The sequence below is a fragment of the Streptomyces sp. L-9-10 genome (genome assembly GCF_004151105.1).
GTDB lineage: Bacteria > Actinomycetota > Actinomycetes > Streptomycetales > Streptomycetaceae > Streptomyces.
In genome coordinates, this window is the sequence record NZ_PHRF01000090.1 from 176,400 (window position 1) to 193,845 (window position 17,446).

12 protein-coding genes are annotated in these 17,446 nt (G+C 70.7%); 3 read left to right on the top strand and 9 right to left on the bottom strand.

All coding sequences use genetic code 11. The features are described from left to right. Positions 1–43: 43 nt before the first annotated feature. Positions 44–988, top strand: a complete 945-nt coding sequence (locus CU044_RS21025; protein ID WP_129770260.1) for a DMT family transporter — start codon at positions 44–46, stop codon at positions 986–988. Here the strand turns inward: CU044_RS21025 and CU044_RS21030 are convergent. From CU044_RS21030 to CU044_RS21065, 8 genes are all read right to left on the bottom strand, one after another. Next, positions 960–2,195, bottom strand: coding sequence for an amidohydrolase family protein (locus CU044_RS21030; protein ID WP_129770261.1), 1,236 nt, complete (start codon positions 2,193–2,195; stop codon positions 960–962). The two genes, CU044_RS21025 and CU044_RS21030, sit on opposite strands and share 29 nt — an antisense overlap. 69 nt (positions 2,196–2,264) lie before the next feature. Further along, positions 2,265–3,839 carry an NAD(P)/FAD-dependent oxidoreductase gene (locus CU044_RS21035; RefSeq protein WP_129770262.1) on the bottom strand — a complete coding sequence of 525 codons (1,575 nt, stop codon included), beginning with the start codon at positions 3,837–3,839 and terminating at the stop codon, positions 2,265–2,267. Positions 3,840–3,883: 44 nt separating this feature from the next. Continuing rightward, positions 3,884–4,768 carry an ABC transporter ATP-binding protein gene (locus tag CU044_RS21040; protein ID WP_129770263.1) on the bottom strand — a complete coding sequence of 295 codons (885 nt, stop codon included), beginning with the start codon at positions 4,766–4,768 and terminating at the stop codon, positions 3,884–3,886. Further along, the gene (locus tag CU044_RS21045) at positions 4,765–5,763 is read right to left on the bottom strand and encodes an ABC transporter ATP-binding protein (RefSeq protein WP_129770264.1); all 999 of its coding nucleotides are present in this window, start codon (positions 5,761–5,763) and stop codon (positions 4,765–4,767) included. Before CU044_RS21045 ends, CU044_RS21040 begins: the two co-directional genes overlap by 4 nt. Beyond that, on the bottom strand, positions 5,760–6,680 hold the full coding sequence (locus CU044_RS21050) for an ABC transporter permease (protein WP_193564024.1): 921 nt from the start codon (positions 6,678–6,680) through the stop codon (positions 5,760–5,762). Before CU044_RS21050 ends, CU044_RS21045 begins: the two co-directional genes overlap by 4 nt. After that, positions 6,665–7,609, bottom strand: coding sequence for an ABC transporter permease (locus CU044_RS21055; RefSeq protein WP_129770265.1), 945 nt, complete (start codon positions 7,607–7,609; stop codon positions 6,665–6,667). Before CU044_RS21055 ends, CU044_RS21050 begins: the two co-directional genes overlap by 16 nt. Further along, on the bottom strand, positions 7,606–9,279 hold the full coding sequence (locus CU044_RS21060; RefSeq protein ID WP_165371948.1) for an ABC transporter substrate-binding protein: 1,674 nt from the start codon (positions 9,277–9,279) through the stop codon (positions 7,606–7,608). The genes CU044_RS21055 and CU044_RS21060 overlap by 4 nt, the downstream gene beginning before the upstream one ends. A gap of 216 nt (positions 9,280–9,495) precedes the next feature. Then, positions 9,496–11,007: an aldehyde dehydrogenase family protein gene (locus CU044_RS21065; protein ID WP_129770267.1), complete on the bottom strand. Its 1,512-nt coding sequence runs from the start codon at positions 11,005–11,007 to the stop codon at positions 9,496–9,498. A gap of 462 nt (positions 11,008–11,469) precedes the next feature. Here CU044_RS21065 and CU044_RS21070 point away from each other — a divergent pair, with 462 nt between their 5' ends. Continuing rightward, a complete protein-coding gene (locus tag CU044_RS21070; RefSeq protein ID WP_129770268.1) occupies positions 11,470–12,609 on the top strand; it encodes a PQQ-dependent sugar dehydrogenase in 1,140 nt (379 codons plus the stop codon). 295 nt (positions 12,610–12,904) lie between these two features. Beyond that, positions 12,905–14,986 carry a SpoIIE family protein phosphatase gene (locus CU044_RS21075; RefSeq protein WP_129770269.1) on the top strand — a complete coding sequence of 694 codons (2,082 nt, stop codon included), beginning with the start codon at positions 12,905–12,907 and terminating at the stop codon, positions 14,984–14,986. 82 nt (positions 14,987–15,068) lie between these two features. On the opposite strand, the gene metE is transcribed toward CU044_RS21075, so the two are convergent. Beyond that, positions 15,069–17,387 carry a 5-methyltetrahydropteroyltriglutamate--homocysteine S-methyltransferase gene (gene metE / locus CU044_RS21080; protein WP_129770270.1) on the bottom strand — a complete coding sequence of 773 codons (2,319 nt, stop codon included), beginning with the start codon at positions 17,385–17,387 and terminating at the stop codon, positions 15,069–15,071. Between the last annotated feature and the right edge of the window lie 59 nt (positions 17,388–17,446).

Consider the following 17,446-nt stretch of genomic DNA (forward strand, 5'->3'; position numbering starts at 1 on the left):
CGTCGTGGCTCAACCGACCGCCGCGTACCGCGAGGGGGACTCAGTGGTGTCCACGCGTCAGAAGAGAAACGTCTCCGACCGTACGGACCCGGGCCGTCGTCTCGCCTTCGTGGCGCTGACGTGTGCCACCGCGGTCTGGGGCTGGAGCTATCTGGCGACAGTCTGGCTCCTCCCGGAAATGGGCACCGCGAGCCTGGTCGCCGTCCGCTTCCTCCTCGCCGGACTGATCATGGTGGCGGTACGGCCCCGCGCCATCCTGGCGCTCGGCCGCCGGCACACGCTCGCCGGACTGGGCCTCGCCTGCTTCCTCGGATCCGGAACGCTCCTCCAGGTGCAGGGGCAGCACTACCTCCCCGCCTCCCAATCCGGCTTCCTCACCTCGCTGTTCGTGATCCTGACGCCACTGGTGGCGCGGATCCTCTTCGGGACGAAGGTGACGCGGGGCGTCTGGGGCGGTGTGATCGCGGCGATGGCGGGCCTGGGTGTCATCGCCTTCAACGGGGTCTCCTTCAGCTTCGGCACCTGGCTGACCCTGGCCGGCGCGCTGTCGTACTCGGTGCAGATGGCACTCCTGTCGGCGTACTCGTCGGCCGACAAGGTCTACGGGCTGGCGACTCTGCAGATCCTGGGCACCGGTGTGATCGCCTCGGTCTGGGCGGTACCGAGCGGGATCGACCTGCCGGACACCCCGGCCGGCTGGGGCTGGCTCGCCTACTCGACCCTGCTGGCGACACTCGGCATGTACGTGGTGCAGACCTGGGCACAGTCCCGGCTCACCGCCGCGAGCGCCGCGGTCGTCATGGCCTGCGAACCCCTGTTCGTGGCCCTCTTCAGTCTGCTCGTGGGGGCTTCGCTGTCGGACCGGACGATCGTCGGCGGACTGCTGATCCTGCTGGCGATGTACCTCGTCATCGCCGTCGACCGCCCGGTCGCGCCACCACTCGCGGATCCGCTCGCCGTCAACCCCGCGCCGTCAGATCGTTCTTGACGACCTGTCCGCCCTTCATGACGAAACGCACGTCCGTGAACGCCGAAAGATCGCCGGACGTGCCGGGGACGGCGATGAGGTCGGCGTACTTGCCCGGTGTGATCGAACCGACCCTGTCCTCCCAGCCCATGCACTCGGCGCTGGTGAGCGTGGCCGTACGCAGCGCCTGCGCCGGGGTCATGCCGTACGTGCACAGGGTCGTGAGCTGGCGGGCCTGCATGCCGTGCGGGAACCCGCCGGCGTCCGTACCGAAGCCGATCCTCACACCGGCCCGCACGGCCTTCGTGAACGCCTGGCGCTGTGCTTCGGTGGCGTGGTCGTTCTTGGCCTGTGACTCGGCGTCGAACCCCGCGGCGTCCGCGTGCTCGGCCAGCCAGTCGCTCCACCAGAGATCGGCGGAGAGATAGGTGCCATGCTCCAGCATGAGCTCGATGCCCTCGTCGTCGAGATAGCAGCCGTGCTCGATGGAACGGACGCCGGCGCGGGCCGCCATCCTGATGCCCTCGCTGCCGTGGGCGTGCACCGCGACGTACGCCCCGTAGAGAGCCGCCTCCTCCACCGCGGCGCGGATCTGCGCCTCGGTGAGTTCCGGTGCGCCGGGGACGGTGCCCGCCGCCATGACCGCGCCGGTGCCGATCAGCTTGATCAGATCCGCGCCGCCGTGCAGGATCTGCCGGACACGCTCGCGTACGTCGTCCACGCCCCGGACGGAACCGAAGCGGAACTCCCTGGGCAGTTCGATGTCGTGGGCCAGACCGGTGATCATTCCGCCCCCGGTGGAGACCGTCACATAGGCTCCGGCGACGGCCATGCGGGGCCCGATGACGATGCCGCTGTTGATCGCGTCCCGCAGGGCCGTGTCGACGAACGCGCGGAAGGCGCCCACGTCCCGGACCGTGGTGAAGCCCGCGAGCAAGGTGTCGCGCGCGTGGTTGATCGATTCGAAGGCCTGCCGCGCGGCACTCTGCTTGATCTCCTGTACCGGGTCCCCACAGGCGGCGATGCCCACCAGATGGGTGTGCAGGTCGATCAGGCCGGGGCTGAGCGTGGCCTCGCCCAGATCGATGACCTCGACACCTTCGGGCACCGGCGCCGCGCCGGGCAGCACCGCCCGGATCCGTTCCCCTTCCACCAGTACGGTCCGGTCGGTCAGTACCTCACCGGCCTCGACATCCATCAGGCGCGCGCAACGCAACGCGAGGGCCATCAGTCCTCCTCGACGAGTTGAACGCGGAGGCCGGGAGCGTCCCGGCCTCCGCGCGACGGCGGTACGAACTCAGCTCTCCAGCACGGCCATGGCCGCGTTGTGGCCGGGGATACCGCTCACACCGCCGCCGCGCACGGCGCCGGCGCCGCAGAGCAGCACGTTCTTGTGCGCGGTCTCGACTCCCCAGCGGCCGGTTCCCTTCTCCTCATCGGCGAACGGGAACGCCAGCGACCGGTGGAAGATGTTTCCCCGTGGCAACCGCAGCTCCTCCTCCAGGTCGAGGGGGGTCTTCGCCTCGACACACGGCCTGCCGTCCCCGTCCAGCGCCAGACAGTCGGCGATCGGCTCGTCCAGCACCGCGTCGAGTTCGGCGAGAGCCGTCTTGAGCAGGGCCTCCCGCTTCGTGGCGTTGTCCTGGTCGAACAGCCGCGCCGGTGCGTGGACTCCGAACATCGTCAGTGTCTGATAGCCGCGGGCGACCAGCTCGGGGGCGAGGATGGTGGGGTCGGTGAGCGAGTGGCAGTAGATCTCCGAGGGAGGCGACGACGGCAGCGAGCCTCCGGCGGCCTCCCGGTATGCCGTGGCCAGTTGTCCGTAGCCCTCCGCGATGTGGAACGTACCGGAGAACGCCTCGCGCGGGTCGACGGAGGTGTCGCGCAGCCGCGGCAGCCGGCGCAGCAGCATGTTGACCTTGAGCTGGGCGCCCTCGGCCCGCTCGGCCGGGGCCTCGTCGCCGACGAGCTGGGCGAGGGCCTCGGGGGAGGCGTTCACCAGGACCTTGCGGGCCGCGACGGTGCCCTCTCCCTCCCGGGTGCGGTAGGTGACGACGGAGTGGGGATCGTCCGGGTCGATGCGGAGCACTTCGTGGCCGGTGACGATCTCGGTCCCGGCCGCGCGGGCCGCACGGGCCAGCGCGTCGGTGAAGGCGCCCATGCCGCCGACCGGAACGTCCCAGTCTCCCGTGCCCCCGCCGATCACGTGGTACAGGAAGCAGATGTTCTGGGCCAGAGAGGCGTCGTGCGCGTCACTGAAGGTGCCGATGATGCCGTCGGTGAGAACGACGCCGCGCACCAGGTCGTCCTTGAACCGCTCCTCGATCGCGACGCCCAGCGGCTGCTCGAAGAGCATCTGCCAGGCGGTGTCGTCGCCGATCCGTGCGCGAAGCGCCTCGCGGGTGGGCAACGGCTCGGTGAGCGTGGGGAAGACGTTCCGGGCGACGCGCTCGGTCGTGGCGTAGAAGTCCTGCCACGCCTCGTACTCGGCGTCGGATCCCGTGAGAGCGCGGAAGGACGCGCGGGTGCGCTCCTCACCGCCGCCGATGAACAGCCCGGTGGCACGGCCGTCGCGCACCGTGGGCGTGTAGGAGGCCACCGTGCGCTTCCGTACGGCGAAACTCAGGCCGAGGTCGTCGACGACCTTCGACGGCAGCAGGGAGACGAGGTACGAATAGCGGGACAGGCGCGCGTCCACGCCCGCGAAGGCCCGGGTCGAGACGGCGGCGCCGCCCGTGACATCGAGACGTTCGAGGACGAGTACGGAGCGCCCTGCCCGGGCGAGATAGGCGGCGGCGACCAGCCCGTTGTGCCCGCCACCGACAATGACGACGTCGTAGACGTCCCTGGAGAATTCCGCGTGTGCAGCCATGACGGTAATATTCCGTTCCTTTCGTATCTCCTGGACTTCCAGGGTCATGCGGGCGTCTGCTCCGCGCTCTTCGGAGCGGTCGGGGAGCCGGGCGCCAGCGGCGCGCCGATGCGCCGTTCCCGGGGCGAGACGGCGGGGACCGCGCCGAGCAGCCGCCGCGTGTACTCGTGCCGGGGACGGTGGGTGACCTGGTCCGCGCCACCGCGCTCCACGACCGTGCCACGCAGCAGCACATCGACCTCGTCGCTGATCCGGCGGACCACGTCCAGATCGTGTGTGATGAACAAGTAGGCCAGTCCGCGCCGCCGTTGGAGGTCCAGAAGCAGATTGAGGATCTGTGCCTGGACGGAGACGTCGAGCGCCGACGTGGGCTCGTCACAGATGACCAGGTCGGGGTCGGTGGCCAAGGCCCGTGCGATACAGACGCGCTGTCGCTGGCCCCCGGAGAACCGGTGCGGGTAGGCATCGGGTTCGACGCCCTCCATACCGACGGCGTCGAGCAGTTCGCGGACGCGGCCCGGTTCGTCGTGCCGGTGCAGCCGGTGGGCGCGCAGCGGCTCCGCGACGGCCTCGCCGATCGTCAGCCGTGGATCGATCGACTCGTAGGGGTCCTGGAAGACCATGCCGACACTGCGGTGGAACGCCCGCCTGGCGCGACGGCCGCGGACGGTCTCGCCGCGGAAGCGCACGGTGCCGCTGTCGGCGCGCTCCAGACCCACGAGGACACGCGCGAGGGTGGACTTGCCCGAGCCGGACTCGCCCACGATGCTCACCGTGCGGCCCGCCTCGATACGCAGGTCCACCGCGTCGAGCGCGGTGTAACGGCCGTAGCGCTTGGTGATGCCGGTCGCCTCCAGCAGCGGCGCCGCTTCGCCGGTGGCGTGCCCGGCGTGCCCGGCCTCGTTCACCGGACGTTCTGCCCTGTTCATCGGACGTCCTCCAGACGGTGGCAGGCCGCGATGTGGTCCGCCGACAGCCGCAGGGGCTCGGGGAGATCGGTGCCGCAGCGGACATCGGCGTGCGGGCACCTGGTGTGGAAGGGGCAGCCCGAGGGGGGACCACCGATGGGCGGGCTCCCGGAGATCGTGGTGAAGGGCTCCTTGGGCCCGGCGCCGCGACCGCTCCGGAAGCACTTGAGGAGGGCCTGGGTGTACGGGTGCTCGGCGCCCTCGAAGAGGGTGAGCACATCGGTGTGCTCGACCAGCCGGCCGCCGTAGAGCACCGCGACATGGTCGGCGATCTCCGCGACGACCGACATGTCATGGGTGATCCAGACGACGGTGAGTCCGTACTCCTGCTGGAGCCGGCTGATCAGTCCGAGGATCTCGGCCTGCACGGTCACGTCCAGCGCGGTGGTCGGCTCGTCGGCGATGAGCAGCTGGGGATGGAAGGCGAGCGCCATCGCGATGATCACGCGCTGGCGCATGCCGCCGGACAGCGCGTGGGGGTAGAGCCGGGCGACGCGGTCGGGGTCCGGGATACCGACATCGGAGAGGGCCTCACGAGCCAGCCGGTCGGACTCCGACCTGCCCGCCCCGTTGCGGACCCGGTGGACCTCCGCGATCTGTTTCCCCACGCGGATCACGGGGTTGAGGGCCGCGGAGGCGTCCTGCGCGAGGTAGGCCGCGGTGCGGCCCCGCGCCTCGCGCAGGGCCCTGCCGTCGAGCGCGGTGAGTTCCACGTCCCCGACCCGGACCGACCCGGCGGTGATCCGCGCGCCCGCCGGGAGAATCCGGCCCGCGGCCAGGGCGAGCGTGGACTTGCCGGAACCGGACTCGCCGACGAGGGCCGTGGTGGTGCCGGCCGGTACGTGGAGCGTGACGTCCCGCAGAGCGGGAAAGTCGCCGTAGGCGACGCCGAGACCGTCGATCGCGACATCACTGCCGAGGCGGCGCACGGTGGGTGTCTCCGGAGTGGGGGTCATGGTGTCTCCGATGCCGTACGGGGGTCGATGGCGGTCCTGACCAGGTCCACCAGCAGGTTCGCCGTCACGACGAGGGACGCGGCGACGATCACCGTGCCGGTGAGCAGCGGACGGTCGAGGGCGGCGAACGCCGACGTCTGCATCTGGCCGATGCCGGGCCAGCCGAAGATCGTCTCGACGAAGACGACGCCGGAGAGGAACACCGCCACGTCCATGCCGAGCAGGGTCGTCACCGGGGACGCCGTATTGCGCAGCACATGCCGGGTCACGATCCGGCGGCGGCTCAGGCCCTTGGCGACCGCCGTCCGCACATAGGCCGAGGACAGCGCCTCGCGCACGCTGTCCCGGACGACGTTCGCGTAATAGGGGGCGCCGAGGATCCCGAGCGTCAGCGCCGGCAGCACGATCTGTGCCGGGCCGGTTCCGCCGTCGATCGGGAAGACCGGCAGCTTGTATCCGAAGAAGAGCAGCAGCAGGAAGCCGAGTGAGAACACGGGCATCGACAGCAGGCCCACGTTGATGGTCGCCAGCAGCCAGCTGCGCTTGGGCCGCAGCGCCTCCCACAGTCCCCACAGACCGCCGAGGACCAGCTCCACCGTGAGGGCGGCTGCCGCGAGGACGGCGGTGGCGGGAAGCCGTTCGAGGATCAGCGAGAGCACGGGACGGTCGTGGGAGTAGGAGGTGCCCAGGTCTCCGGTGGCCACGGAGCCCAGATAGTGGCCGAGCTGCGACCAGAGCGGGTCGTCCAGGCGGAGCCTCCCGCGGATCTCGGCGAGGACCTCGGGACTGGCCTTGGGACCGGCGATGCTGCGGGCCGGGTCGCCGGGGACCACGTACTGAAGGACGAAGGTGAGCAGGACCACCGCGGTGACGGTGAACAGGCCCAGCAGGATGCGTATGCCTATGCGTCGAGCCATGAGCGTCGCTCCGAGAGTGGGTTGCGGCGGTTCAGCCCTTCGGCGATCAGAACGAAGGCCAGGACGGTCGCGATGACGAGGGCGAGGGGGACGAACAGGGTGTGCGGGGCGTAGGTCATGCTGTCGGACCCGTCCGCGAGCATGTTGCCGATCTCCGGGGTGGGCGGCTGGATGCCCGCCCCGAGATACGACAGACCGGCGCCGACCACCACGACGGCCGCGCCGTTGAGCGCCGCGACGTTGAGCAGGACGGTGGACAGATGGGGCAGCACATGGCGGCGCAGCGCGGTGTGGCGGCGCACACCGTGCGCGAGGGCCGCCTCGACGTATCCGCGGTTGCGCAGCCGCAGCGTCTCACCGTGCACCAGCCGCGCGGTCCAGGCCCAGTACAGGGCGGTGACGACGATGATGATGCCGGTGGTGCCACGGCCCACGATGCTCGCGAGCGCGAGACCCGACAGCACGGTGGGGATGGACAGGAACACATCGACCAGACGCATCAGGCACTGCTCGATCCAGCCCTGGTAGAAACCGGCGACGAGTCCCACCACGGCGCCCAGCCCGACGGAGGTGATGTTGGCGACGAGCGCGATGATCAGCGTGGCCCGCAGTCCGTGCAGCGAACGGGCGAGCAGGTCACGGCCGATGGCGTCGGTCCCGAGCGGGTGGCCGTCCGCGCCGATCCCGGCGGGCAGGCCGTCGGCGGTGAGGCTGTCGGTGTGAATCGTGTACGGCGATCCGGCCAGGGGGGCCAGCAGAGCCAGCAGACCCAGCACACCGAGCAGGCAGAGCCCGGCGAGCCACAGACGGCTCCCCTTGTCCCGCGCGGACCGGGACCCCGCGGTGGCCGGTCCGGGGAGACCGTTCCCCGGGGCGGATGTCGCCGCGGTGGAGGCGGACGTCCGTGTGGTGACGGGAAGGGCGCTCATCGTTTCACCCACAACCGGTCGTAGTACGTGCCGGTTTCTCCGCGCATCTGATAGTTGCGGACCTCCGGTGCGCGTGCGGCGAGGAAGTTCATGCTCCCGATGAAGATCCCGGCGGCGTCCCGGACGAGTTCCTCCTCGGCCTCCGCGAGGAGCGAGTTGGCCGCCTCCGCGGTGGGCGCCTTCCGGGCCCTGACCGTCAGGGCGTCCACGCGAGGGTTCGCGTACCCGGAGTAGTTCTGGGCGGCGGACGAGGTGAAGCAGGACGAGGCGGTTTCGAGGGCGCTGTCCAGCGTGACGTACAGGTGGGAGCCGTAGAGGTCGCCCTCGCCCTTCGACGTGGCCAGCTCGAACGCGGACTGGCTCATGGCGTTCAGACTGATCTCCACCCCCACCGCTTCGAGCTGCTGCTGGAGGACCTGGCCCAGCAGCGGCCAGGGATCCTGGGTGCCGTGCAGGAAGTCCAGGCGGAGGCGGCGCACCCCCGCCTGTTCGAGGAGGCCGCGGGCCCGCTCCGGATCGTGGGTGTACGGCTTCGCCGTGCGCCGGTACCGGCTGAGCCGCTTGGGGAAGGGGCACCCCCACGGATCCGACAGGCCGAAGGACAGACGCATGAGCTGCTCCCGGTCGACCGCCCAGTTCAGGGCCTGCCGCACACGCGGATCACGGAGTTCCGCGCGCTTGTTGTTCGCCGAGATCCACTGGCTGCCGCGCACCGGGACGGTCTGTACGTACCGCTCGCGCATGGACGGGTCGGCGGTGAACCTGGCGGCCTGGCTGGCCACCAGCCCTTCACCGAGCACATCGACCCTGCCCCCGCTGAGCTGGAGCGTCTGAAGGGGATAGTCGATGCCCCAGCGGTACTCCAGAGTGTCGATGAGCGGGGTGCCGCGCCAGAAGTACCGGTCGAACGCGCTGAAGACCGCTCGCCGGCCCTTGCTGTCGTACCGGGCGATGCGGAACGGGCCGTTGCCGACCGGAGTACGGCCGAAGTCCGGGCCGAGGCGGCGGATCTCCTCCTGGGGCAGGGCGGCGGTGTAGGGCATGCACAGCACCGCGAGCAGCAGGACGTCCGGCTCGGTGAGCTGGATCCGCAGCGTGTGCGCGTCCAGCGCCCGCAGCCCGCTGACCTTCGCCGCCTTCTGCTGGTTGACCGCCTCGGCCCCCTCGATCCCGAAGAGATAGCCGGACGCCCAGGACGCCAGCTCGGGATCCAGCAGACGCGTCCACGTGTAGATGTAGTCCTGGGCGGTGACCGGCCGGCCGTTGTGGAATCGCACGTCCCGCCGCAGGGGGACGGTGTACACCTTCCGGTCCGCGGATATCCGGGGCATGGCAGCCGCGGCGTGCGGGGCGGGTCCGTCGTTCTGCCGCGCGTACTGGTACAGCGGGGCGTACAGGACCGTCGAGATGGCTTCCCAGCTGTGCAGATCCCAGCCGATCGCCGGGTCGTAGGACTGTGCCTCGTTCGACCAGGCCGTGATCACCCTGCCCTCGCGCCGCGCGCCGGCCGGGTCACCCGGCCCCGGCGCCCATTCCACGACATCGGCCGCGGGGCCGGGCCGGGAGCGCGGCGGACCGGCGTCGCAGCCGCTCAGCAGTACGCCGGCGGCTCCCGCGGCCCCTGTGGTCAGCACCTGTCGTCGGGACGGTTTGTGGTGTGGTCCGGCCATGAGAGTCCTCTCCTGAAGCTGCCGCTGCGCGGAATGACCGGACGGCGGGGCAAGTCCTGGCCTCGGATGTGAGGTATGGCGTTTCACCTGGAGGCACGCCATCGGGAGCATGGGGATGCGCGGCTGGGGACGGTCCTCCCCGGACGGTGGTGTGATCCGGGTGGTACCGCGCCAGGCGTCGTCCGGACCCATCCCACCCCACCCGGGGCCGCTCTGTCACCATTGGATTGTTTTCGTTTCTATATATTCGAGGAGGCCGTGTACGCCCAGTTCCCGCCCGATTCCGGATTGTTTGTATCCCCCGGTGGGGGCGAGGACGTTGAACTCGCCGCTGTTCACGGTGACGAGCCCGGCACGGATCCGCCGGGCGATCCGCTCCGCGCGGAGCGGATCGGCACACCACACCGCTCCCGCGAGTCCGTAGACCGAGTCGTTGGCCATCCGGACGGCCTCCTGTTCGTCCCGGTAGCGCATGAGACACACCACCGGGCCGAAGATCTCTTCCCTGGCTATCGCCATGTCGCCGGTGACATCGGCGAAGACGGTGGGGAGTACCCAGTGGCCCGCGTCCAGACCGTCGGGAATCCGGTCCTCCGGAGCGCTGCCACCGGCGACCAGACGCGCGCCTTCCGCCACCCCCCGCTCGATATGGGACAGCACACCGGCGTATTGCCCGGCCGTGGCCACGGGACCGATGTGGTCACCGGCCACGGCCGGATCGCCGAGCCGCCAGCGGCCGGCCTCCGCCGCGGCGAGCGCGACCGCCTCGTCGTACACCGCGTCGGGCAGCAGCACGCGGGTGCACGCGGTGCACGTCTGCCCGGAGTTGAAGAAGGCGTCGGCGAGCGCCACCCGTACGGCCCGGTCCAGATCCGTGACCGTCCGGCCGTCCCGTTCATCGGCGAGGATCACCCGGGCGGACTTCCCGCCGAGCTCCAGGCCCACCCGCTTGACGGTTCCGGCGGCGGCCGCCGCGACGGAGCGGCCCGCCGCGGTGGACCCGGTGAACGAGACCGCGTCGACATCGGGATGGGAGGCGAGAGCAGCGCCGACCACCGCGCCCGATCCTGTGATCAGGTTGAACACCCCGCCGGGCGCGCCGACGGCGCGGCACGCGTCGGCGAGGACCTCGGCCAGCAGGAAGGCGTTCAACGGGGCGTCGCAGCTCGGTTTGAGGACGACCGTGCAGCCTGCGGCGAGTGCGGCGGCGACCTTGGCCGCGGCGAGGTAGAGGGGGTAGTTCCACGGTGTGATGGCGGCGACGACGCCCACCGGTTCCTGTACGACCTGGGAGGATCCGATGCGTTCCTCCCACGCGTGGCCGGCCAGGATGTCGGCGTAGGACCGGAACACCTCGGCCGCGAGACGCGTCTGCGCGTGGAGGGCGTTGTCGAGCGGGGCGCCCATCTCCGCGCTGATCACCTCGGCGAAGTCCGCCTCGCGCTCCCCGATTCCCGCCGCGACCGCGGAGAGCAGCGCCCGGCGGGTGGCGACGTCCGTCGCGGCCCAGGCCGGGAACGCGGCGCGGGCCGCGGCCACCGCGAGGGACACATCGTCCCGCGTCCCCTCCGGCACCTGGCCCACCGCGCCGCGGCCGGTGGGATCGGTCACGACGGTGTACGGGCCGCCGGGCCCGCCGGAGGGGGCCTGCCACGCGCCGCCTATCCGGAAGTGCGCGCGTTCCGTGTCGAGGCGGCCTCTGGTGGTGTGGGTGACCGGATGACCCATGGTCGTGCTCCTCAAGGGCGACTGGGGATTCGGTGGACGACGGCGCGGCGGGCCGGCGGGGCAGCCGTGCTTGGCTGGTTCCGAACGGTAGGTCGCTACTGATTCGAGAGTCAATAGAGGTCGCGCAATTGCTGATTCTTGAATCAATATCCGGCCGCTCGTTTCGCCGCCTGGGCAAGCGCGGTCCGGCAGGCGCGGCCTGGGCGTGCTTCGAGGAGTGCGGCGACGGCGGGCGTGACGGAAAGCGGAACCGGGAAGTGGAAACAGGAAGCGAAACGGAAACGCGAACGGAGGTGCAGGGGTGGGGTATTGGTCTAGGCCAAGCCGCCCTGTCCCTGTATCCTCATCCGTAGCCAGTAGCACACAATCCCCCCACCCAGGTTGCGTGCTGGCACGGGCGACGCCCATACACCTGCCCAAAGCAGCCGGGTTCCCCCCATTCGCCGCACCAGGAGGGTCACGGTGAAAGTTCGCACCAGAAGCTCGGCGATCATCGGCTCCATCTGCCTCGTCGCTTCCCTCGCCTTAACCACGGCGTCCGCCGACGAGCCCGCCGTCCCGCGTCAGGCGGCGGCCGAAGTGGCGCTCACGAAAGTGGCCACAGCCCAGAATCCCATCGCCGGCGCCGCCGGGCCCGGTGACACGGTCTGGATAGCCGAACGCGCGGGCACCGTAAGGGTCCTGGGCGATCAGGGGCTCGGCGCGCCCGTCCTCGACATATCGGGCGAGACCACCACCGACGGCGAACGCGGCCTGCTGGGCATCGCGTTCGACAAGGAGTTCGCGCACTTCTACATCTCGTTCACCAACCTTGAAGGCACCAGCACCGTGGACGAGTTCGCCGTACAGGACGGCAAGCTCCAGCCGGACACCCGGCGCACGGTCCTCACCCAGACGCAGCCGTACTCCAACCACAACGGCGGCGACATCAGGTTCGGCCCCGACGGCTATCTCTACATCGCCTTCGGCGACGGCGGTTCGGGCGGCGATCCGCACGGCAACGGGCAGAAGCTCGACACGCTGCTCGGCAAGCTGCTGCGGATCGACCCGAGCGGCGGCGAGCCGTACGCGATCCCGTCGGACAACCCGTTCGTGGACGACCCGAACGCCAAGGGCGAGATCTGGGCGTACGGGCTGCGCAACCCGTGGCGGTTCTCCTTCGACGCGGGCACGGGCGACCTGTTGATCGCCGACGTCGGCCAGAGCGCCTGGGAGGAGATCGACTGGGCCCCGGCGGACAGCGAGGGCGGCGAGAACTACGGCTGGTCCTCGATGGAGGGCAACCACCCCTTCCGGGGCGGGACGGAGCCCGCGAACCACGTGCCGCCGGTCCACGAGTACGACCGTAACGGGCTGGGCTGCTCGGTGACCGGCGGATACGTCTACCGGGGCGACGCGATCCCGGAGCTCAAGGGGCAGTACCTGTTCAGCGACTACTGCGACGGCACCGTCCGCGCGCTGCAGATAGAGAACGGCAAGGTGACCGGCGAGAGCGACCTCGGGGTCAACGGCGGCGAGACCATCTCGTTCGTGCAGGACGGCGACGGCGAGCTGTACGTGCTCGGCATCGGCGGCAGCATCTCCCGTATCGACCCGGCGTAACCACGAGTCCGGTCCGGTTCGAAGGGGCCGTGGGTTGACGGCCCACCGCTCCGGTGGATGAAACACACCAGGTCAGGCCCGGTGCTGAGAAGTCAGCACCGGGCCTGATGTGCTGCGCGGCCTCCGATGGCACGCTACTGAACGTGACCACACGGCCCCGACCGGTACGGTGCGTCGCCGACCGTCTCGGGAGACCATGGAAGCACCGGAAAGGCACGGGAGACATCCCGGCGCCGCGGCTCCAGGGCGGCGCACCGGGAACGCCCCGCACCGGCAGGTGGAAGGAGCGTCCGGGATGGGTGAATCGGGATCCTTCGATGCCGGGGGTGCCGGCGACTCCTCCGGCCCCTTCCCGGAGCGGCCGAGCGGGGTGCTGGACGCCCTCGGCGTTGCGGTCGTGGCGCTGGACACGGCCGGGCGGATCGTCCTGTGGGACCCGCGGGCCGAAGAGCTCTTCGGTTACTCCGCGCGGGAAGCGCTGGGACGGCACGCGGCGCGGCTGCTGGTCGACGACCGATGCGCGGACCTGGTGGCCGGCACGTACGAACGGATGCTGGAGACCGGCGTGGGCTGGTCCGGTACCGTTCCCGTCCGGACCGAGCACGGCGGTACGCGGCTGGTGGAATTCCGCTGGACGCGACTACCGGGCGACCAGGGGGACTTCTTCGCGCTGGGTACCGCCACGGACGCGTCGACGCTGCGTGAAGTGGAGCGGGACATCGCGTTGTCCACGCAGTTGATCGCCCAGTCGCCGATCGGGCTGGCGGTACTGGACACCGAGCTGCGCTTTGTGGCCGTCAATCCGGCGATGGAACGGATCCACGGTCTGCCGGCCAAGGACCAGCTGGGCCGGAGTCTCGGCGAGATCCTGCCCTCGATCAGCGTCGAGGCGTCCGAAGCGCTGGCCAGGGACGTGCTCGAGTCCGGCCGCCCTCAGATCGACACGTACACCATCGGCCGCACCGCGGCCGACCCTGGCAACGATCACGCCTGGTCCGTCTCCGTCTACCGGCTGGAGGATTCCCACGGACAGGTTCTGGGTGTGGCCACGTCGGTAGTGGATGTCACCGATCGGTACGGCGCGATCACAGCGGCGGCCGAGGCACGCCGGCGTCTGGGCCTGATCGCCGAGGGCTCCGCCCGTATCGGAACCACCCTGGACATCACACAGACGGCCCGTGAACTGGCCGACGTCGTGGTGCCAGGACTCAGCGACATCGCGGTGGTGGACGTACTCGACTCCACCCTGGGCCAGCGCCGCCCCGCGGCACTCGACAGCGGCCCGGTGCTCCTGCGCACCCTCGCGATGAAGGCCGCCTGCCCCGCGGAGGTGGCCCCCGCCTTCGGCACCGCCGACCAGCTGGTCCGCCACGACGCCGACCGGCTGGTCACCCAGTGCCTGCGGACCGGTCGCCCGGTCATGGTGGCTCACGTGGACGAAGGCGATCTGGCGCGCATCGCCCGCGACGCCGGAGCCGCCGCCGCCCTGGCCAGGAACGGCATCCACTCGTATCTCGCGATACCGCTGGCCGCCCAGGGCGAGGCACGGGGAGTGCTGAGCCTGATGCGCGGCCCCAACGCGCTCCCGTTCACGGCGGACGACTCCATCCTGGCCGGTGAACTGGCGGGCCGGACCGCGGTGTCCCTCGACAACGCGCGCCTGTACGAGAGCGTCCGCAACACGGCGGTGACCCTCCAGCGCAGCCTGTTGCCGCGACCGGCGCCGCCCGAGAGCCTGGAGGTCGCCACGCGCTACCAACCCGCGGTCGCCACCAACGAGGTGGGCGGCGACTGGTTCGATGTCATCCCCCTCGCGGGGGACAGGACCGCGCTCGTGGTGGGCGATGTGATGGGCAGCGGCATCGACGCGGCCGCCGCGATGGGCCGCCTGCGCACCGCCACCGCCACGCTGGCCGACCTCGACCTCCCGCCCTCCGAGGTGCTGCGGCACCTCGACAAGATCACCGCCGGTCTGGAGCCCTACTTCGCCACCTGCATCTACGTCGAATACGACCCGCACAGCGACCGATGCCGCATCGCCGGGGCCGGACACCTGCCTCCGGCACTCATCCCCACCGGCCGGCCTCCCGAGCTGCTCGACCTGCCGTCCGGCGCACCTCTCGGGGTCGGCGGGGTCCCCTTCGAGACAACCACCGCGCCCCTGTACCCCGGAGACCAACTGGTCCTCTACACCGACGGCTTGGTCGAAACCCGCCGCGACGCCATCGACGAACGCCTCGACGTCTTCCTCCGTGTGCTCGACGCTCCCGGCCGTTCTCTGGAGGAAACCTGCGACCGTCTTCTGGACACGCTGCGTGATCCATACGATCAGGACGACGTGGCGATACTGATCGCCCGGCCTCGACCGCACCCCTGACCGACCGCACCCCTGATCCACCGAGGCGCCGGTCAGGGCCGAGAGGGGGACACGACGGCCCCCTCCCGGCCCTCGGCTCACATCAGGATCCGGGAAGTTCCGCCCGTACCGTGCGGGCGGCGGAGACCAGGTTCTCCAGGGACGCGCGGGTCTCGGGCCAGCCCCGGGTCTTCAGACCGCAGTCGGGATTGACCCACAGCCGGTCGGCCGGGATGGCTTCCAGCCCCTTGCGGAGCAGCGCGGCGGCTTCGTCCACGCCGGGCACGCGCGGGGAGTGGATGTCGTACACGCCGGGGCCCGCCTCGCGGGGGTAGCCGTGTGCGGCGAGTTCGCTCGCGACCTGCATGTGGGAGCGGGCGGCCTCCAGGCTGATGACGTCGGCGTCGAGGTCGTCGATGGCCTGGACGATGTCGCCGAACTCGGCGTAGCACATGTGGGTGTGGATCTGGGTGTCCGGACGCACACCGCTGGTGGTGAGGCGGAAGGACTCGGTGGCCCAGTCCAGATACGCGGCGTGGCCGGCGGTGCGCAGCGGCAGTGTCTCGCGCAGGGCGGGTTCGTCGACCTGGATGACCGAGGTGCCGGCCGCCTCCAGGTCGGCGACCTCGTCGCGCAGGGCGAGGGCCACCTGGCGGGCCGTGTCGCCGAGCGGCTGGTCGTCGCGGACGAAGGACCAGGCGAGCATGGTGACCGGGCCCGTGAGCATGCCCTTGACGGGGCGCTCGCTGAGTGACTGGGCGTAGGAGGTCCAGCGCACCGTCATCGGCTCGGGGCGGGAGATGTCGCCGGCGAGGATCGGCGGGCGGACGTAGCGGGTGCCGTACGACTGGACCCAGCCGTGCTGTGTGGCGAGGTAGCCGGTGAGCTGCTCGGCGAAGTACTGGACCATGTCGTTGCGTTCGGGCTCGCCGTGCACCAGGACATCGATGCCCGTCTTCTCCTGGAAGGAGATGACCTCGCCGATCTCGGCCTTGATGCGCTCCTCGTAGCCGGCGGTGCCGATCCGCCCCGTGCGCAGATCGGCGCGGGCCGTGCGCAGTTCACCGGTCTGCGGGAACGAGCCGATGGTGGTCGTCGGCAGCAAGGGCAGCCTGAGGTGGGCGCGCTGGGCGGCGGCGCGCTCGGTGTACGGCTGCGAGCGGCGGCCGTCGGCGTCGGTGATGGCGGCGGCCCTGGCGCGTACGGCCGGGTCGTGGGTGATCGCCGAGTTGGTGCGGGAGGCGAGGTCGGCGCGGTTGGCGGCGATCGCGGCGGCGATGGTGTCGGTTCCCTGGGCGAGTCCCTTGGCCAGGGTGACGATCTCGTCGGTCTTCTGACGGGCGAAGGCGAGCCAGCGCAGGATCTGCGGGTCGATGTCCCGTTCGGCCGCGGTGTCGAGCGGTACGTGCAGGAGGGAGCAGGAGGCGGCCACATCGACCCGGCCGGCGAGGCCGAGCAGGGTGGCGAGGGTGGACAGCGACTTCTCGAAGTTGTTGATCCAGATGTTGCGGCCGTTGACGACGCCCGCGACGAGACGCTTGCCGGGCAGTCCGCCGACGGCCGCGAGGTCGTCGAGGTTGGCGGCGGCCGCGTCGGTGAAGTCCAGTGCCAGACCGTCGACCGGGGCCTTCGCCAGGATGGGCAGGGCCTCGCCGAGCCGGTCGAAGTAGGAGGCGACGAGCAGCTTCGGCCGGTCGGACGCACCGCCGAGTTCACGGTACGCGCGGGCGGCGGCGTTCAGCTCGGCGGGCGTGCGGTCCTGGGCCAGGGCGGGCTCGTCGAGCTGGACCCACTCGGCGCCGGCGGCGCGCAGTTCGGCGAGCACCTCGGCGTAGACGGGCAGCAGCCGGTCCAGCAGGGTCAGCGGTTCGAAGTCGGCGGCCACCCCCGGGGCGGGCTTGGCCAGCAGGAGGTAGGTGATCGGGCCGACCAGCACCGGGCGGGCGGCGAGGCCGAGCGCGAGGGCTTCCGTCAGCTCGGCGACCTGCTTGGCGGAGTCGGCCGCGAAGACCGTGTCCGGGCCCAACTCGGGTACCAGGTAGTGGTAGTTGGTGTCGAACCACTTGGTCATCTCAAGGGGAGCCACGTCCTGGTTGCCACGCGCCATGGCGAAGTAGCCGTCGAGCGCGTCGGCTTCGACGGCCGCACGGTGCCGCTGGGGGACAGCGCCGACCATGACACTGGTGTCCAGGACGTGGTCGTAGTACGAGAAGTCACCTGTCGGCACCTCGTGGATGCCGGCGTCGGCCAACTGCCGCCAGTTCGAACGGCGCAGGCCCTCGGCGGTCTCCTTCAGGGCGTCGGCGGTGACGCGGCCCTTCCAGTAGCCCTCGATGGCCTTCTTCAGTTCACGGTTCCGACCCTGGCGGGGGTAGCCGTACACGGTGGCCCGTGCTGCCGCGGCCGCGGACTTCGCTGTCACGGAAATCTCCTTCGCGAGATGACTCCTGAACTCCCGGAGACGGGACGCGGACGCGAAGG

Bases quoted from the DNA above. Each gene is read 5' to 3' on its own strand.
- CU044_RS21040 (WP_129770263.1), bottom strand. From the start codon at position 4,768: ATGAACAGGGCAGAACGTCCGGTGAACGAGGCCGGGCACGCCGGGCAC.
- CU044_RS21065 (WP_129770267.1), bottom strand. From the start codon at position 11,007: ATGGGTCATCCGGTCACCCACACCACCAGAGGCCGCCTCGACACGGAA.
- CU044_RS21030 (WP_129770261.1), bottom strand. From the start codon at position 2,195: ATGGCCCTCGCGTTGCGTTGCGCGCGCCTGATGGATGTCGAGGCCGGT.
- CU044_RS21035 (WP_129770262.1), bottom strand. From the start codon at position 3,839: ATGGCTGCACACGCGGAATTCTCCAGGGACGTCTACGACGTCGTCATT.
- CU044_RS21075 (WP_129770269.1), top strand. From the start codon at position 12,905: ATGGGTGAATCGGGATCCTTCGATGCCGGGGGTGCCGGCGACTCCTCC.
- CU044_RS21055 (WP_129770265.1), bottom strand. From the start codon at position 7,609: ATGAGCGCCCTTCCCGTCACCACACGGACGTCCGCCTCCACCGCGGCG.
- CU044_RS21050 (WP_193564024.1), bottom strand. From the start codon at position 6,680: ATGGCTCGACGCATAGGCATACGCATCCTGCTGGGCCTGTTCACCGTC.
- CU044_RS21045 (WP_129770264.1), bottom strand. From the start codon at position 5,763: ATGACCCCCACTCCGGAGACACCCACCGTGCGCCGCCTCGGCAGTGAT.
- CU044_RS21060 (WP_165371948.1), bottom strand. From the start codon at position 9,279: ATGGCCGGACCACACCACAAACCGTCCCGACGACAGGTGCTGACCACA.